Annotated in this window: 15 protein-coding genes; 3 read left to right on the top strand and 12 right to left on the bottom strand. The window is 48.3% G+C overall.

The annotated features are described in order from the left end of the window. Positions 1-185: 185 nt before the first annotated feature. Positions 186-1,088: a LysR substrate-binding domain-containing protein gene (locus IO95_RS23145; protein WP_023489084.1), complete on the top strand. Its 903-nt coding sequence runs from the start codon at positions 186-188 to the stop codon at positions 1,086-1,088. Here IO95_RS23145 and yieH read toward each other — a convergent pair. Then, positions 1,078-1,743: a 6-phosphogluconate phosphatase gene (gene yieH, locus IO95_RS23140; protein WP_023489083.1), complete on the bottom strand. Its 666-nt coding sequence runs from the start codon at positions 1,741-1,743 to the stop codon at positions 1,078-1,080. The two genes, IO95_RS23145 and yieH, sit on opposite strands and share 11 nt — an antisense overlap. 273 nt (positions 1,744-2,016) lie before the next feature. Here yieH and IO95_RS23135 point away from each other — a divergent pair, with 273 nt between their 5' ends. Next, positions 2,017-3,354, top strand: a complete 1,338-nt coding sequence (locus IO95_RS23135) for an NCS2 family permease (protein ID WP_023489082.1) — start codon at positions 2,017-2,019, stop codon at positions 3,352-3,354. A gap of 79 nt (positions 3,355-3,433) precedes the next feature. Here the strand turns inward: IO95_RS23135 and IO95_RS23130 are convergent, their stop codons facing one another. The 3 genes from IO95_RS23130 to IO95_RS26280 all read right to left on the bottom strand — a co-directional run bounded on the left by IO95_RS23130 (position 3,434) and on the right by IO95_RS26280 (position 6,466). Then, the gene (locus tag IO95_RS23130) at positions 3,434-4,486 is read right to left on the bottom strand and encodes a hypothetical protein (protein WP_037384997.1); all 1,053 of its coding nucleotides are present in this window, start codon (positions 4,484-4,486) and stop codon (positions 3,434-3,436) included. A 460-nt stretch (positions 4,487-4,946) separates the two neighbouring features. Beyond that, positions 4,947-5,981, bottom strand: coding sequence for a virulence RhuM family protein (locus tag IO95_RS23125; RefSeq protein WP_023489080.1), 1,035 nt, complete (start codon positions 5,979-5,981; stop codon positions 4,947-4,949). Between the two features lie 272 nt (positions 5,982-6,253). Then, positions 6,254-6,466, bottom strand: a complete 213-nt coding sequence (locus tag IO95_RS26280) for a hypothetical protein (RefSeq protein WP_235186756.1) — start codon at positions 6,464-6,466, stop codon at positions 6,254-6,256. 74 nt (positions 6,467-6,540) lie between these two features. Here IO95_RS26280 and IO95_RS23120 point away from each other — a divergent pair, with 74 nt between their 5' ends. Then, positions 6,541-7,089, top strand: a complete 549-nt coding sequence (locus IO95_RS23120; protein ID WP_023491416.1) for a GNAT family N-acetyltransferase — start codon at positions 6,541-6,543, stop codon at positions 7,087-7,089. A 513-nt stretch (positions 7,090-7,602) separates the two neighbouring features. On the opposite strand, the gene IO95_RS23115 is transcribed toward IO95_RS23120, so the two are convergent. From IO95_RS23115 to rnpA, 8 genes are all read right to left on the bottom strand, one after another. Beyond that, positions 7,603-7,920, bottom strand: a complete 318-nt coding sequence (locus tag IO95_RS23115; RefSeq protein ID WP_023491418.1) for a type II toxin-antitoxin system RelE/ParE family toxin — start codon at positions 7,918-7,920, stop codon at positions 7,603-7,605. Then, entirely contained in the window at positions 7,917-8,168 is a 252-nt protein-coding gene (locus tag IO95_RS23110; RefSeq protein WP_023491419.1) for an antitoxin ParD, read from the bottom strand. The genes IO95_RS23115 and IO95_RS23110 overlap by 4 nt, the downstream gene beginning before the upstream one ends. Positions 8,169-8,383: 215 nt before the next feature. Continuing rightward, the gene (locus tag IO95_RS24590) at positions 8,384-8,824 is read right to left on the bottom strand and encodes a hypothetical protein (protein ID WP_235186755.1); all 441 of its coding nucleotides are present in this window, start codon (positions 8,822-8,824) and stop codon (positions 8,384-8,386) included. A 135-nt stretch (positions 8,825-8,959) separates the two neighbouring features. After that, entirely contained in the window at positions 8,960-9,958 is a 999-nt protein-coding gene (locus IO95_RS23095; protein WP_023492507.1) for a type IV toxin-antitoxin system AbiEi family antitoxin, read from the bottom strand. Between the two features lie 406 nt (positions 9,959-10,364). Beyond that, entirely contained in the window at positions 10,365-11,729 is a 1,365-nt protein-coding gene (gene mnmE, locus IO95_RS23090; RefSeq protein ID WP_023492506.1) for a tRNA uridine-5-carboxymethylaminomethyl(34) synthesis GTPase MnmE, read from the bottom strand. A 139-nt stretch (positions 11,730-11,868) separates the two neighbouring features. Then, entirely contained in the window at positions 11,869-13,506 is a 1,638-nt protein-coding gene (gene yidC / locus IO95_RS23085) for a membrane protein insertase YidC (RefSeq protein ID WP_023492505.1), read from the bottom strand. A gap of 2 nt (positions 13,507-13,508) precedes the next feature. Then, positions 13,509-13,766 (bottom strand): membrane protein insertion efficiency factor YidD, encoded by a 258-nt coding sequence (gene yidD, locus IO95_RS24585; RefSeq protein WP_023492504.1) that lies wholly within the window; start codon positions 13,764-13,766, stop codon positions 13,509-13,511. Further along, positions 13,730-14,089, bottom strand: coding sequence for a ribonuclease P protein component (gene rnpA, locus IO95_RS23080; protein ID WP_072011659.1), 360 nt, complete (start codon positions 14,087-14,089; stop codon positions 13,730-13,732). Before rnpA ends, yidD begins: the two co-directional genes overlap by 37 nt. Positions 14,090-14,091 lie beyond the last annotated feature (2 nt).

Genomic DNA, 14,091 nt, shown 5'->3' with positions numbered 1-14,091 from the left:
TTTGGTTGCTAATGTGAGCATAAAGGAAGCGATAGGCGAGTGCGTTTTAGTCATACCCCTCAGCAGAGAATGCATGTGACTCACCTCTGGTTTTATGGAAATAAACGCTGCAAGGGATAAAAACATGCATCAAATTAATAACATGTAATTAACAAAGCGATGTCTGTTGGCGAGGTAAATGGATTGTGAGAAAGCTCCCATCACTCAGCATGTTGCGTGTTTTTGAGGAAACTTGTCGGACATTAAGTTTCAGTAAGGCGGCTGAAGCACTATTCATTACTCAGAGTGCAGCCAGCCGACAAATGAAACAGTTTGAAGAGTTTCTCGGTAAGTTACTGTTTGTACGTAGTCATTACGGTTTGTCACTCACGCAGGATGCCATGTTGTTATTGCCCGTAGTGCGGCAAGCGCTGGATATTCTGGAAGAAGGGATATGTCATGTGCGATTACACAATCCATTGCAGCACTTAAGGTTACAAGTCGCGCCTACTTTTGCTACCCGTTGGTTGGCTCCACGGCTAGTCGAGTTGCGTCAACACAACACCCAGTTACAAATTGCGTTAATCAGTGAGGCTCGACAAAAATATTGTGATTTTGATTGTGCAGTGCGCTTTGGTCGATTGACCGACAGCATTAATGGGGAATGGTTATGCCATGAACAGTTAGTGCTGGTGGGAAGCCCATTATTGATGATCAATGGCGTGTTTCCGCCGCTCAATAGTCAGCCGCAATTACATATTCTTGATGGTGATAGCCGGATGGACACTTGGCAACGCTGGTTGGATGCAGCGGGTCGCAGTGAAGTACAAGATCGTGGGGGATTGGAGTTTAGTACACAGGATCAGGTCATCAACGCCTGTATCACCGGGGCTGGCTATGCCGTATTGGATAAAATGATGATCCATAATGAACTGCATGGTGGCTTGCTGATGTTGTTTTCACCATTGGCAGTTAAGAGTACCCATGGCTATTGGTTGGAGATCCCTCCTGGTAAGCGGGAATTACCACGGGTGGGTTATTTTCGCGATTGGCTATGGTCGGAAATTAGCCGGGCAGAACCGGCTAGAGCATTGGTCGTTAATGGGTAAGTTGCCAACCACGTTGTTGCCACAGAAGGGGTAACTGTGACAGATGGTCAAACATGGTCACCAGAGGATGGTCGATGGGTTTATTGTGTGGATCGGCACAGAAGTAGAACACCGGGATCCCTGCAGCAATACCCGCCTGTGCACCCGCGGCAGAATCGTCCACCAGAATGCAGCGCTCAACCGCCACCTGCATTTGCTGGGCAGCATGGAAAACGATGGCCGGATCGGGTTTCCAGCGTTGGATATCGTAACCGCTGAATAATCGGTCATCGAAATAGGAAAGCATCTGGGTCAGCCCCAGCGAATGTTGCATTTTGCTGACGGGCCCGTTGGATACAGTACATATAGGGGCTTTCATTTGTGCCAATAATGCTTGCGCACCGGCAATGGGTTGCAGCTCGGCATCGAACAGGCGTGCAACCTCTTGGCGATAGATCGGTTCTAATTGTGTTTGCGGCAGAGTCACGCCCTGTTCGGCACTGATTTTTTCGATGATTTCGTTGAGTTTTACCCCTTTGTATTTTTTAAATATTTCTTCTAGCGAAACCTCAATATCATAATGGGCAAACATATGCACATAAGCCTTACTGCACAACACTTCACTGTCTACTAGCGTGCCATCACAATCAAATAAAACACATTCAACCTGACTCATTGGAATATCTGCCTTCGGCTAACTGATGATGGCTGTCACTTTAACTGGATTATTTATCTCCGTCATCATGCAAGCTGAAGGGGAATGTTTTAGCGGTTGCCGCCCAGTGTCATTTACCGCTAACGGTTATGGCTGATGAATATGAATAAATACAATCTGTTGAATTTTTTAGCCGTACAGATGGCGAAAAAAAGCGATGGGTGAGATCAAAAACCCTATTTTTTGTTATAGGATAGCAACCGACACTTCATCCCCCTGTTCGGAATACTGATAATGAGCAAACAAGACATCAGCCTTGATGCTAATCAAGGCTTGCTTGAGCGCGTTTTTAAACTCAAGCAGCATGGAACCACGGTACGCACGGAAACGATTGCCGGAATCACCACTTTTTTAACCATGGTCTATATCGTGTTCGTCAACCCGCAGATCTTGGGGGCGGCGGGTATGGATACTCGAGCGGTATTTGTCACTACCTGCCTGATCGCTGCTTTTGGCAGCATTTTTATGGGTCTATTGGCTAACTTGCCGGTAGCTTTGGCACCAGCAATGGGCTTGAATGCTTTCTTCGCGTTTGTGGTGGTGGGTGCGATGGGCATTTCATGGCAGGTTGCGATGGGCGCTATTTTTTGGGGGGCTGTCGGTTTCTTTTTACTGACGGTATTCCGTATCCGTTACTGGATGGTAGCCAATATCCCACTTAGCCTGCGCGTGGGGATCACCAGTGGTATTGGCTTGTTCATTGCCATGATGGGGTTGAAAAATGCCGGTATCGTGGTCGCTAATCCTGATACGCTGGTGGCGGTAGGGAACCTGACTTCTCACAGTGTTCTGCTGGGTGCGCTGGGGTTTTTTATCATCGCCGTTCTGGCCTCGCGTAATATTCATGCCGCGGTGCTGGTTTCCATCGTGGTCACCACCTTGATCGGTTGGCTATTGGGTGATGTACAGTATGCTGGCATATTCTCTATGCCGCCAGATATCACTACCGTTGTCGGTCAGGTGAATATTACCGGGGCACTGGATCTTGGCTTGGCTGGGGTGATTTTTGCCTTTATGCTGGTTAACCTGTTTGACTCATCCGGTACCCTGATTGGGGTGACCGACAAGGCGGGGCTAACCGATGAAAACGGTAAATTCCCACGTATGAAGCAGGCGCTGTATGTTGATAGTATCAGCTCCGTAGCAGGGGCATTTATTGGTACTTCTTCAGTCACGGCTTATATTGAAAGTTCTTCTGGTGTCGCTATCGGTGGTCGCACCGGTCTGACCGCCGTGATAGTCGGGCTGTTGTTCCTGTTGGTGATTTTCCTGTCGCCATTAGCTTCGATGGTGCCGGCTTATGCTGCTGCGGGTGCTTTGATCTATGTTGGGGTTCTGATGACCTCCAGCTTGGCACGCGTAAAATGGGAAGATATGACTGAAGCGGTTCCTGCCTTTGTTACCGCCGCTATGATGCCTTTTAGCTTCTCGATTACTGAAGGGATTGCGCTGGGCTTTATCTCTTATTGTGTGATGAAGCTGGGTACTGGTCGTTGGCGTGAAATCAGCCCTTGTGTGATTGTCGTGGCGCTGTTGTTTGTGCTCAAAATCGTGTTTGTTGATGGGCATTGATCAAAAAGAATAAGCGGTGCTTGAGCACCGCTGGTTCAAGTCGTCAATCATTGCAGCAGTAAGTATCCCCGTTTTTCTATCAGGCTCCCGGTGATGCATCGGCGCTTTTGCCCATCACCCAACGCAATGGTTGCTGGAAGTGTAGCGGCCAGTTTCCTTGTGTATCTTCTCTCAGGTTAAAACTTGCCGTCTTGGTCAGATTCTGATTACTGAACAGGTTGGTAAAATGCAGAGCCAGAGCTTTGCCATTAAAGTTTTGATGGCCATAATAGGCGATCATAATGCGTTTATTCTCTGCTAATGAATATGATGCTGGCGGGATTTTCCCTTGTGGTGTAATCAGTAAAGCGCCGGCGTAAAATTGCGGGTATTTTGCCATCAGATTACCCGCGTGCAGCGCGCCTTGGCCGCGAGCGGTAAGGTAGACCTGATGAGGGTTAAGCTTCAGTTTAGGGGTGAGCTCCTGCAGGGTACGTTGAATCGCGCTATGGGTGCTCTCTTCGCTATCGATAGACCAGCGGAAGCTATTCTCGGCAAGCATTTGAGTACCGTTTAACTCAATATAGGCAACACCTGCTTCAGCAAAAAGCAATCGATCTTTAGGGGTGATATTAGCGGCTCTGCCATAAGGGTGCAGGTAGATAACGGTTGGCCAACCGGTGGCAGGAGGTGAGCCATTCGGGACAGAATACTGTGCTTTACCCTCAAACGGCGAAGCATATAGCTGATAGCGTGTTTTGGCCTCAGCGAGGATGGAACGATAAGTCTCACTTTGCTGAAGGCTATTGAATGCGTTGTTTTCCAGCAGATTATAGTAATACCACAATCCCCGTTTGGCACTGAGTTGCAAATAGTGTTCCGCCAGTTCTGTTTGGCCTTTTTGTGCAGAGGTAGCGGCCAATTGAAAAGGAACCCAGACATTGCGTTTATCTTCGTGTATCAGTGACAGATACAATGGCATCGTTTCTGCTTTTTTGTCCTCCAGGCTATGGACAGATCGCGGCAATGGCATCATCAGTGAGCTATTGGCTGGCAGGTTCAGCGGTTCTTCCCCGGGGGGATAGCGCATTTCGCTGGCAAGTAATGGACTGGTGATAAAAAATAGCAATAGAGTAAAAATAACAGCATGCATAATATTATTGCTTTGTTTATTAAGAACATTAATTCTAATAGTGATTAAAAATCGGCACATTGGGTTGATACTCCCCTTTATTCAGGCTGAGGTTGTCAGCCATCGAGCGAGATCCCCTAAAGGGTCGAGTTATGCAACCGACACTCACTTGCGGCTTGAATAATGACGGATATCGATAACTCCTACGTCAAGATTGTGCCATACCAATAGTAAATTTGTTTTGTAAAATTTGCCCAAAAAACAGTGCAAAATATCGACAGCTTGGTTAATTTATTGTTTTATAAAAACATATCATTGTAATAATAACCAAGCGAATGAGTAAAAATGTGATCGGGTGCGAACACCCATAGCGGCATAATTGGTTGGTAAGATTGAAGGTATTGGCAGGATAAATGTCAAAACCGAGAACGATGGAACCGATATTGATGTCGGTTCCATGGCTTGTTCAACCTAGGCAGTGTTATTTGTCTTTTTTAACGATTGCCTTGAGGGCCGCGATATTGGCAAGTGCGCCTTCGGCTTCTTTTAAACGGCGACGTTGTTCTGCAAAGCGGTCAAACTCCAATTTCGCCTTGTCATCAGCATCCTTTTTGGAGATTTTTCCCGCTCCGCTTAATACGTCCCGATCATTAAAATTTAAAAACTGATCCAGCTTATCGGCCCAATCTTGCAAGAACACTTGTTTGCGGCGTAGTGCTTGGTCCTCGGCAAAGTCGAGCCACATGTTGACGATGCGATTAAGCTCTTTGATTTCGTCTTCACGCAGATAGTTTTTCGCGATGGTGACATCGGTCTTACGCACTTCATCGCCTTTATAGCTGGTTAAGCCTATGTCCGGCTTATTGGCATCCACACGGCTCGCGATAAGCTCAGCGGCCGTCATATGCGTACAGGCATAATGCAACTTGTTCTGGATGATCTGGAAGAAGCGGTTGGTCTCTTGGTTGGATGGCTCGTAATCGGCAGCCATAGTAAAGATTTCTTTGACTCGCAGATAAACACGACGCTCACTCGCTCGGATATCGCGAATGCGTTCCAGCATTTCATCAAAGTAATCTGGTACCGCAGAATGACCAACGGGGGGATTTTTCAGGCGCTCGTCATCCATAGCGAATCCCTTTATTAGGTATTCTTTCAGGACTTGCGTTGCCCATTGGCGGAACTGCGTACCTCGTTGAGAACGAACCCTGTAGCCAACAGCCAAAATTGCATCGAGATTGTAGTGATCGATTTCGCGAGAAACTTGACGAGTTCCTTCCAATCGAACTATCCGGAATTTCCGGATAGTTGCGTTTTGTACAAGCTCACCCTCGTTGTAGATATTGATTAGATGTTCATTAATTGTGCGAACATCTTTATCATAAAGCTCAGCCATTGCAGCCTGAGAAAGCCACAATGTATCAGATTCAAATCGGCACTCGACGCGTGTTTGGCCGTCAGCAATTGTAAACAGGACAAATTCGCCATGCGGAGCTTGTGGGGTGTTATCTGTCATTGAATCACCTCTTAGTTGGGGTGTTCGCGGCACCTGATTGCTACTATCTCGAAGAGTATGAGCTAGTTCAAGTTATTCATTGTTTGTATCCCCATCACTGAGTGTGTCCGGGTTTTTCAGTGACTTTTTGTCCGCGGATGCTAATTGTCGTTCGACCTTTTTCACATCTTCTGAAGGTGGTAAATGTTCTGGTCGTATACCTCGGCTTAATAGTGTTTGGCGTACAGCATCGTTATTGGTTACATGCTCGATAGATATTTGCTGCTCGCGGGTCATCTGTTGTGTGCGACCAGATAGCAGGCGTAACGAGTAAGCATCACATCGTCGATTTCTCGTTGGCTGCCTGAACCTAGCTCGACCATTTTCCCGACGTCGGCAAAATGGTCTGCAATGGCATGACCGCTGATTTCACTAGCGGTTTTGGCCTTTGATATGACGCTAACTATCTGGTTAACTACCCGATTACCTGAATGTTTTATGTACATCCCAATGAATTACAGTAACTATTGAACGAGTAAAAAGTAGCAAAGGACACGTTAATCAGTAAGGGAAAGAGCACATGCAGATACCCACGTTAAAAACAGAACGTTTGCTGTTAAAGCCATTAGTTGCCGAAGATGCACCTCAGATTCAGGAGCTCTATCCACGCTGGGAAATTGTCCGCTATATGGTGTCATCGGTTCCCTGGCCCTATCCTGACGATGGTGCAGCCCATTACGTTAATAACGTCGCGCTGCCAGCTATGGCAAAAGGACTCGCCTGGGTTTGGACCATACGGCATCAGGATAATCCTGACAATTTAATCGGCGTTATCTGCCTAGACGATGCGGAAAATAATAATCGTGGTTTCTGGTTGGCACCTGAGTATCAGGGGCAGGGATTAATGCGCGAAGCCAGTATGGCGGCGACAGATTACTGGTTTAATACGTTGAACAGGCCAGTATTGCGTGCTCCGAAAGCGACTGAGAATACACGTTCTCTGCACATTTCAGCCAGTAGCGGCATGCGACTAATCAAAACGGAAAAGAGACAGTTTGTCAGCGGGCTTCTGGACTCACAGTTGTGGGAGATTACTCGTGATGAGTGGAATGCCTATCACTCAAGTTAACAGGATATGATGGCCGCTTTTCGTTCATAGTGGCCTAAAACTAAAGGTTCTCCATATAGTGGAACGCTTTCATCAGTTCTTGTTCAGTGAGTGGTGATACCAAACTTGCCCCGGAATCCTTCTCGACTTTTATCAAAAGCTGACGGCGGGTAATCCCCAACTTGTTCGCCACATGGTTAGCACAACTTCGTGCGTGGGAAGCTCGGTGTGCCAAGGGGCTTGTTGTATCCAAAACTTTTGCTCTTGATGATGAATGAGACATTGTTAATTCCTTTAGCAGATATTTTTGCTCATTCTGACACTTTCCGAAAGGCAGAATCATGGAGATTGACCTTCGGCTTCTAGCGGAAATGCGGCAGCCGTTATTATGTAATCCCTTTGAGTTTAAAGGCGAGTGACACCCAACCTTAATCCCCAATTTATTTTTCGGCAGCATTAGGAGAAAAACTGTTTTTTATCGGGATAGTGATCAGAACTCCGGTGAATCATACCTATTCATCGGGCTAGCAATCGTTAACTTTCTTTGCTGAACCTCTCTGCCTGTCGAGTCATGAGGTCCATGCGTTCATGAAAAATCGCTACGACCAATGCGGGCGCACTGCCGCGTGGCAGGCAGAAGACATAGTGATGTTCACAATGTGCCATCCGTAACTCAGGAAAGAGTTCACTCATATCTTTGAAAGCGCCGCGCCCGGCTGCTAGGTTGGCAATGCCATGTTCCAGCCTAGCGATATAGTTGCGTACCTGCGTGGTACCCCACTGCTTACGTGTGTAGCGGATGATGCCGCGTAGATCTGCTTCCGCCTCTACCGTGAGGAGGTAGGTTTTCAAGTATGATCCCCGTCAAGTTCTTCATCAAGAATTTCGCCGATGTCTTTGGTGGACACCTTCCCCGCTAGCCCGTCGTTGATGCGGTTTCCTAGCAGGTTTTTCAGTTCCTTCCATGCCTGATCAGCATCTGTATCGCCGGGGAACAAACGTTCGAGAGCGTATTGCTTGATGGTTTTACCTTGTAGGGCTGCCAGCGCCTTCAGGCTTTGGTGCTGTTGGTCTGTTATGTCTATTGTCAGGCGGCTCATAGGATCATCTCCTTTAAAATACACAAACCCACATTAGCACATATGTGGGTTTGTGGCTAATCACCTTACGTCCTTCCACAATCTGCGCATCAATAAAATCAGCTCAGTATGTTAGATCAGTCTGTTTGATCTTACCCACGAACAATGGACATAAAAATGGTGGATGTGTATGGATGTTTTAGGGGGTGGACAGTAATGCGTACTAACAGCCAGTTTTAGCCATGGCTTATTATACTGTTCCAGAAGTCATTCATGATCAGCTCAATCTCAGCCATATCGTCCACATCAGATTGTCGCGCGATAGCGTCAGTCAGACGTTCTCTATCGAGACTTATCAACTCTGCCAAAGATGAGTGCTCACTAATCGCCGCGATATCTTTGCCCAGCAGAACAGCTCCCATACGTACCGGATTCCAGTCCAAGTTTTCACCTTCAACGGCGGAGGAATAGATACGCTCATCTTCTATAGCGCTATATTCACGAATAATTTTATAGAGATCGGTTGCGTCTTTAGCACTACCATGCCCGCGATCGCGCCAGGCAAAAAGTTTTAACAGCGCTAACCCCGGCAGGGAGCAAAACGGCAGCTTTTCTCCATTCGTCAGTTGCACGGTTACAGTATGAGAAAATGCCTCACTAAATCCATCCACTGACATAATGATTTCACGTTTCAGCGGCCAATGCTCCTGCCGTGAACATGATGGAGCAGAATTTCACGCGCCGTCGCTCCCGCAATAAAAAACGGGATCTCCTGAGCTGCGCAAATTCGCTTTATCTGGGTGAACAGGGCTTCAGTAGCTGAAAAGATCGGATTCACTAAGGTGAAGATATTTGTCATTGATTATCCTTGCTGCTTCCCGGTTTCTATCATCGCCGCTTGCCAGTAGTTCGGCCACACACAACATCGCTTCTGCTTGATGGTTCAGGGTAAAGTTCCCCCAGAAACAGGAAATCAGTTGCAGTTTCCCACCAGGAACAGGTTTTAGTCCTAGTTCCTTTCGTCTTTGTAACAATGGGTGAGGCGTAAAAATCACGCCGTTTTCTGGTAGCAGGTATCCACCGCTCAGTTCTGCGGCTGCAATCTCGCCGCTCCAGTATTCATCGGCCGCAAGTGTTATCTTATCCCATGAAGCAGGCGTAGGTAGGGAAAGAAAATCCAGCTTCGGGCGCAGGGCGGTGGCATAGTCTTTTAGCCACAAAACCTGTAATTCGCCTTCATTCATTAAGCGGCGCCCCTGCTGTGATTTGCGGAAATAGCGACGCGCCTCAAGGAAATTGAAAGCTTTGCTGACCATTCCCAAAGAGATACCCGCTTTCTGCGCCAAGCTGCGGTAAGTATCGTTGAGGCTTTCCGGGCAGGATAACAGCACAAAAAGCAGCTTCATTACTCCTTCAGCAAAATGACTACTGACAGCTACAGGTTTCTTTTCATATCGACCATCAATAAACAGATATAACCCCGGAACCTGGATACGGGCATTCCCGGCGGTATCGATAAAATTAATCTGGTTATCCACGCAATATTCCACCAGTGCGGACGTCAGCCGGTTGCACACCAGTAATATAGGAAAACCCTCAGATAAGAGAGGGGACATTTTACGGATAGCGATCAGCGACTCTTTGCGATGGATATGCTTTACTTCCAGGGAAAAATTCGCCATCTCTCCTCCTAGCCCTATCAGCCTGCCCCAGCCGTCATGTATGTCATGTTTGTTGCCAATTTCATACTGCAATAGGAAGCCTTTTGGCAGGTTTTCTACAGCATCAGACAGAAGCTGTTCTTCTTTCATTTGTTCAGACCTTTATCTTGTTCATGAATCATGAACAAGATAATATTATGAACAATCGGGGAGGGAAGCAACGCAAGTTTAAAAAAAACACAAGTCAGGGATGTTACTCGATCAACCATTCGTACGGTGTTTTCTACTTCATCTGCCGCTCAACTGCTGAATCCCCTGGTATGCACTGATGGGGTGTAGTTGCAGATGTTCTAAACCCTATGTTTTCTGATAAGCATTGAGAATCTGTAATCAGCCCGTAAATTAGGCCCATTCCGGCATGCTTACTTTGCCAGCGTTTGGCGAACGCTTTTCCCGTTGTTGGGGCCATTTAGGAAGTGAGTAGGCAGTAAAAACCCGCATTAACAGGCAGTTAATGCGGGTTAGTGAACATTTATGGAGCAGTATGGATAAGTAATCACTTACCAATGCAAAAGCTGGAAAAGATACGCCCGAGCAGGTCATCAGAGGTAAATTCACCGGTGATTTCGCTTAATGCTCGTTGTGCCAGGCGCAGTTCTTCGGCAAGTAACTCCCCCGCGTAAGCACTCACTAACTGTTCTTTCCCCTGAGCGAGATGTTCGTCTGCTTGTTCCAATGCCTGCAAATGGCGGCGGCGGGCCAGGAAGCCACCTTCGGTATTGTTGGTAAAGCCCATGCTCTGCTTGAGGTGGTTACGTAACAGCTCGAGCCCTTCACCGGTACGGGCGGAAAGACGTATAAGTGAGTGACCATTCACTTCACTCATGCCCAGTTCTTCACCCGTAATATCCGCTTTGTTGCGCACCACGGTGATCGGCAAGCGGGTTGGCAGGCGTGCCATAAACTCAGGCCAAATCTCGCTAGGCTCGGTCGCGCTGGTGGTGGTGCCATCCACCATAAACAGCACGCGGTCTGCTTGCTCGATCTCATTCCACGCACGTTCGATACCAATACGCTCCACTTCGTCCATGGCATCCCGCAGGCCTGCAGTATCGATAATATGTAGTGGCATACCGTCGATATGAATATGTTCACGCAGTACATCACGGGTGGTACCGGCAATATCGGTCACAATGGCGGCTTCACGCCCTGCTAACGCATTCAACAGGCTGGATTTCCCGGCATTGGGCCGCCCGGCAATCACGACTTTCATCCCTTCACGCAATAAGCTGCCCTGGCGTGCTTCTGCCCGCACGTTATCCAGGTCGGCGATAACACGATTAAGCTGCGCTTCGATTTTGCCATCTGAAAGAAAGTCAATTTCCTCATCAGGAAAGTCGATTGCCGCTTCTACGTAGATACGCAGGTGAGTGAGTGCTTCCACCAGTTGGTGGATACGGCTAGAAAACGCCCCTTGTAACGAGTTCATCGCCGAGCGTGCCGCTTGCTCTGAGCTGGCATCGATCAAGTCGGCAATGGCCTCGGCCTGGGCCAGATCCAGTTTGTCATTGAGGAACGCGCGCTCTGAGAATTCACCCGGGCGGGCAATGCGTACACGGGGTAACGCCAGCACACGTTTTAGCAACAAATCGAGAATAACCGGCCCACCGTGCCCCTGAAGTTCCAGGACATCTTCACCGGTAAAGGAATTGGGGGCCGGGAACCACAGCGCAATACCCTGATCCAGGGTACTGCCATCGGCATCGCGGAATGGCAGATAATCGGCATGACGTGGTTTGGGCAGTTTGCCAAGCAGCGCCAGAGCCACCTCTTTGGCGTCATGGCCTGAGATGCGCAGAATGCCTACACCGCCACGCCCAGGTGGTGTGGCAATGGCCGTGATGGTATCAGAGTTGTTCATTGCCGGTTATCTCTCAATAATATGCATGTAAAAAGGCGGCCTAGATGACCGCCTTACATTGGCTTGTTATGCCCTTCGTCAATAAAGCTGCAGCGGTGTTACTGGCTACAGCTTGGATGAACTCAGGGATAAAGCTGTATTATGCCTTTTTGTTATCGCGGCTATGCAGGCCACGTTTTTCCAGCCCGCGATAAATCAACTGCTGCTGGATGATGGTCACCAAGTTACTGACGGTATAGTACAGCACCAGACCAGACGGGAACCACAGGAAGAACACTGTGAAGATCACCGGCATAAAGGTCATGATTTTCTGCTGCATTGGGTCAGTCACAGTAGTAGGCGACATCTTCTGGATGAAGAACATCGTCACACCCATCAGCAACGGCAGGATGTAGTACGGATCCTGTGCTGATAAGTCATGAATCCACAAGATAAACGGCGCATGGCGCAGTTCAACCGAGCTCATCAGCATGTAGTACAGCGCCAGGAAGATTGGCATCTGGATGAGCAGCGGCAAGCAACCCCCCAGAGGGTTTACTTTTTCCGCTTTGTACAGCGCCATCATCTCTTGGCTCATACGCTGCTTGTCATCACCAATACGCTCACGCATTGCCTGCAGTTTTGGCTGCAGCATGCGCATTTTGGCCATCGATGTGTACTGCGCTTTGGTTAGCGGGTACATGATGCCACGTACGATAAAGGTGATGATGATGATTGAGAAACCCCAGTTGCCGATAAATCCGTTGATGAACTTCAGCAATTTGAACAGTGGTTGAGACAAAAACCACAACCAGCCGTAATCCACCGTCAAATCCAGATGGGGTGCCAGCGTGGCCATTTTATCTTGCAGTTCCGGGCCTACCCATAAGGTGGCATTCAGTTGTTTCTCAGCACCTGGCGCTACCACAACCGGCGTTGCTTTGAAGCCGATGGTAGACAGATTATCGCCTGGTTTGGCGGTATAGAAGGTATTTTGACCTTCCGTCTGAGGTATCCAGGCTGTAGCAAAATATTGCTGCAACATGGCAACCCAACCACCCTGGGTGGTGATATTCAGGTTCTCTTCTTTATCAAACGCATACTTTTGGTATTTGTTGTCACTGGAAGAGTAAGCCGCGCCACGGAAGGTGTGCAGTGCAAAATTACTGCTGCCAGTATCGCGGTGTTGCGGCAACTGTGTGGTTTGCTTCAGTTGACCAAATAGCGTCAATTCAAGTGGAGACGCACTTTTGTTAACAATGGAGTAATCCACACCAATGGCATAATGGTTACGCTTGAGCACAAAGGTTTTGGTGAACAACGAGCCGTCTTTACCGGTAAAGGTCAGTGGGATCCGCAGCTCATCCTGACCATCAGCTAAGGTGAAAGTATCTTGTGCGGCTGTGAAGAGAGGACGCTCACCGTTGGCAGGATTATCTGGCCCGTCTCTGCCGGTCAGGCCACTTTGCGCCTGATAAACAAATCCTGGCGTAGTTTCCAGCAATTCGAATGGCGTCACTGACCCCAGGGACTCTGGGTAGGCCAGCAGTTTAGCCTGCTCAATGTCACCACCACGAGTATTGATGGTCAACGACAGCACATCTGTATTAACGGTAATCAATTTACCTTGGCCACTGGCTGGCACAGCCTGGCTTGCGGTATCACCGCTTGTAGGGTTCGTTGTCTGTTGCGTGGTCTGGGGTGCTGGCTGCGGACTGTTATCCTTTTGCCAAGCATCCCAAATCAGAAAAGACACGAACAGAAAAGCGATGAGAAGAAGATTGCGTTGCGAATCCATCGTTAGTGTTCTCTGTTATCGTTGGTTTTCGGTGGTACGGGATCATCGCCACCTGGGTTCAAAGGATGGCATTTTAATACGCGTTTCAATGTCAACCAACTGCCTTTTAACATCCCAAACCTGCTTAATGCCTCAATTGCGTAATGAGAACATGTCGGCTGGAAGCGACAGCGTGGCCCAAGCAGTGGGCTCAATACGAGTTGATAACCCCGTACCACCCCAATCAAGATGCGGGAGCCAAGCGACAATGGCGACGCCATAATTTTTCCAAAACTTCCGTCAGTGCACGGTTATCCAACTCAGCTATCCCCTTTTTGGCAACCACGACAAAATCCATCGCTGGTAATTGGTGCTGGCGTAAACGGAAACTTTCGCGTGTCAGGCGTTTGATCCGGTTACGTTCATGCGCACGCTTGACGTGTTTTTTGGCGACAGTAAGACCGATGCGGGGATGCCCCAGCAGGTTTTGGCGGCCGAGGATGGTGATTTGCGGCGTGCCAGCTCTTTGTGGCTGCTGGAAGACGAAAGTGAAATGAGTGGGAGTTAACAAACGTAACTCCCTGGGAAAAGCGAGCTTAACCACTC

Source organism: Serratia sp. DD3 (assembly GCF_000496755.2).
Note: the sequence above shows the minus strand (reverse complement) of the source record. Positions and strands in the feature narration are given on the sequence as shown.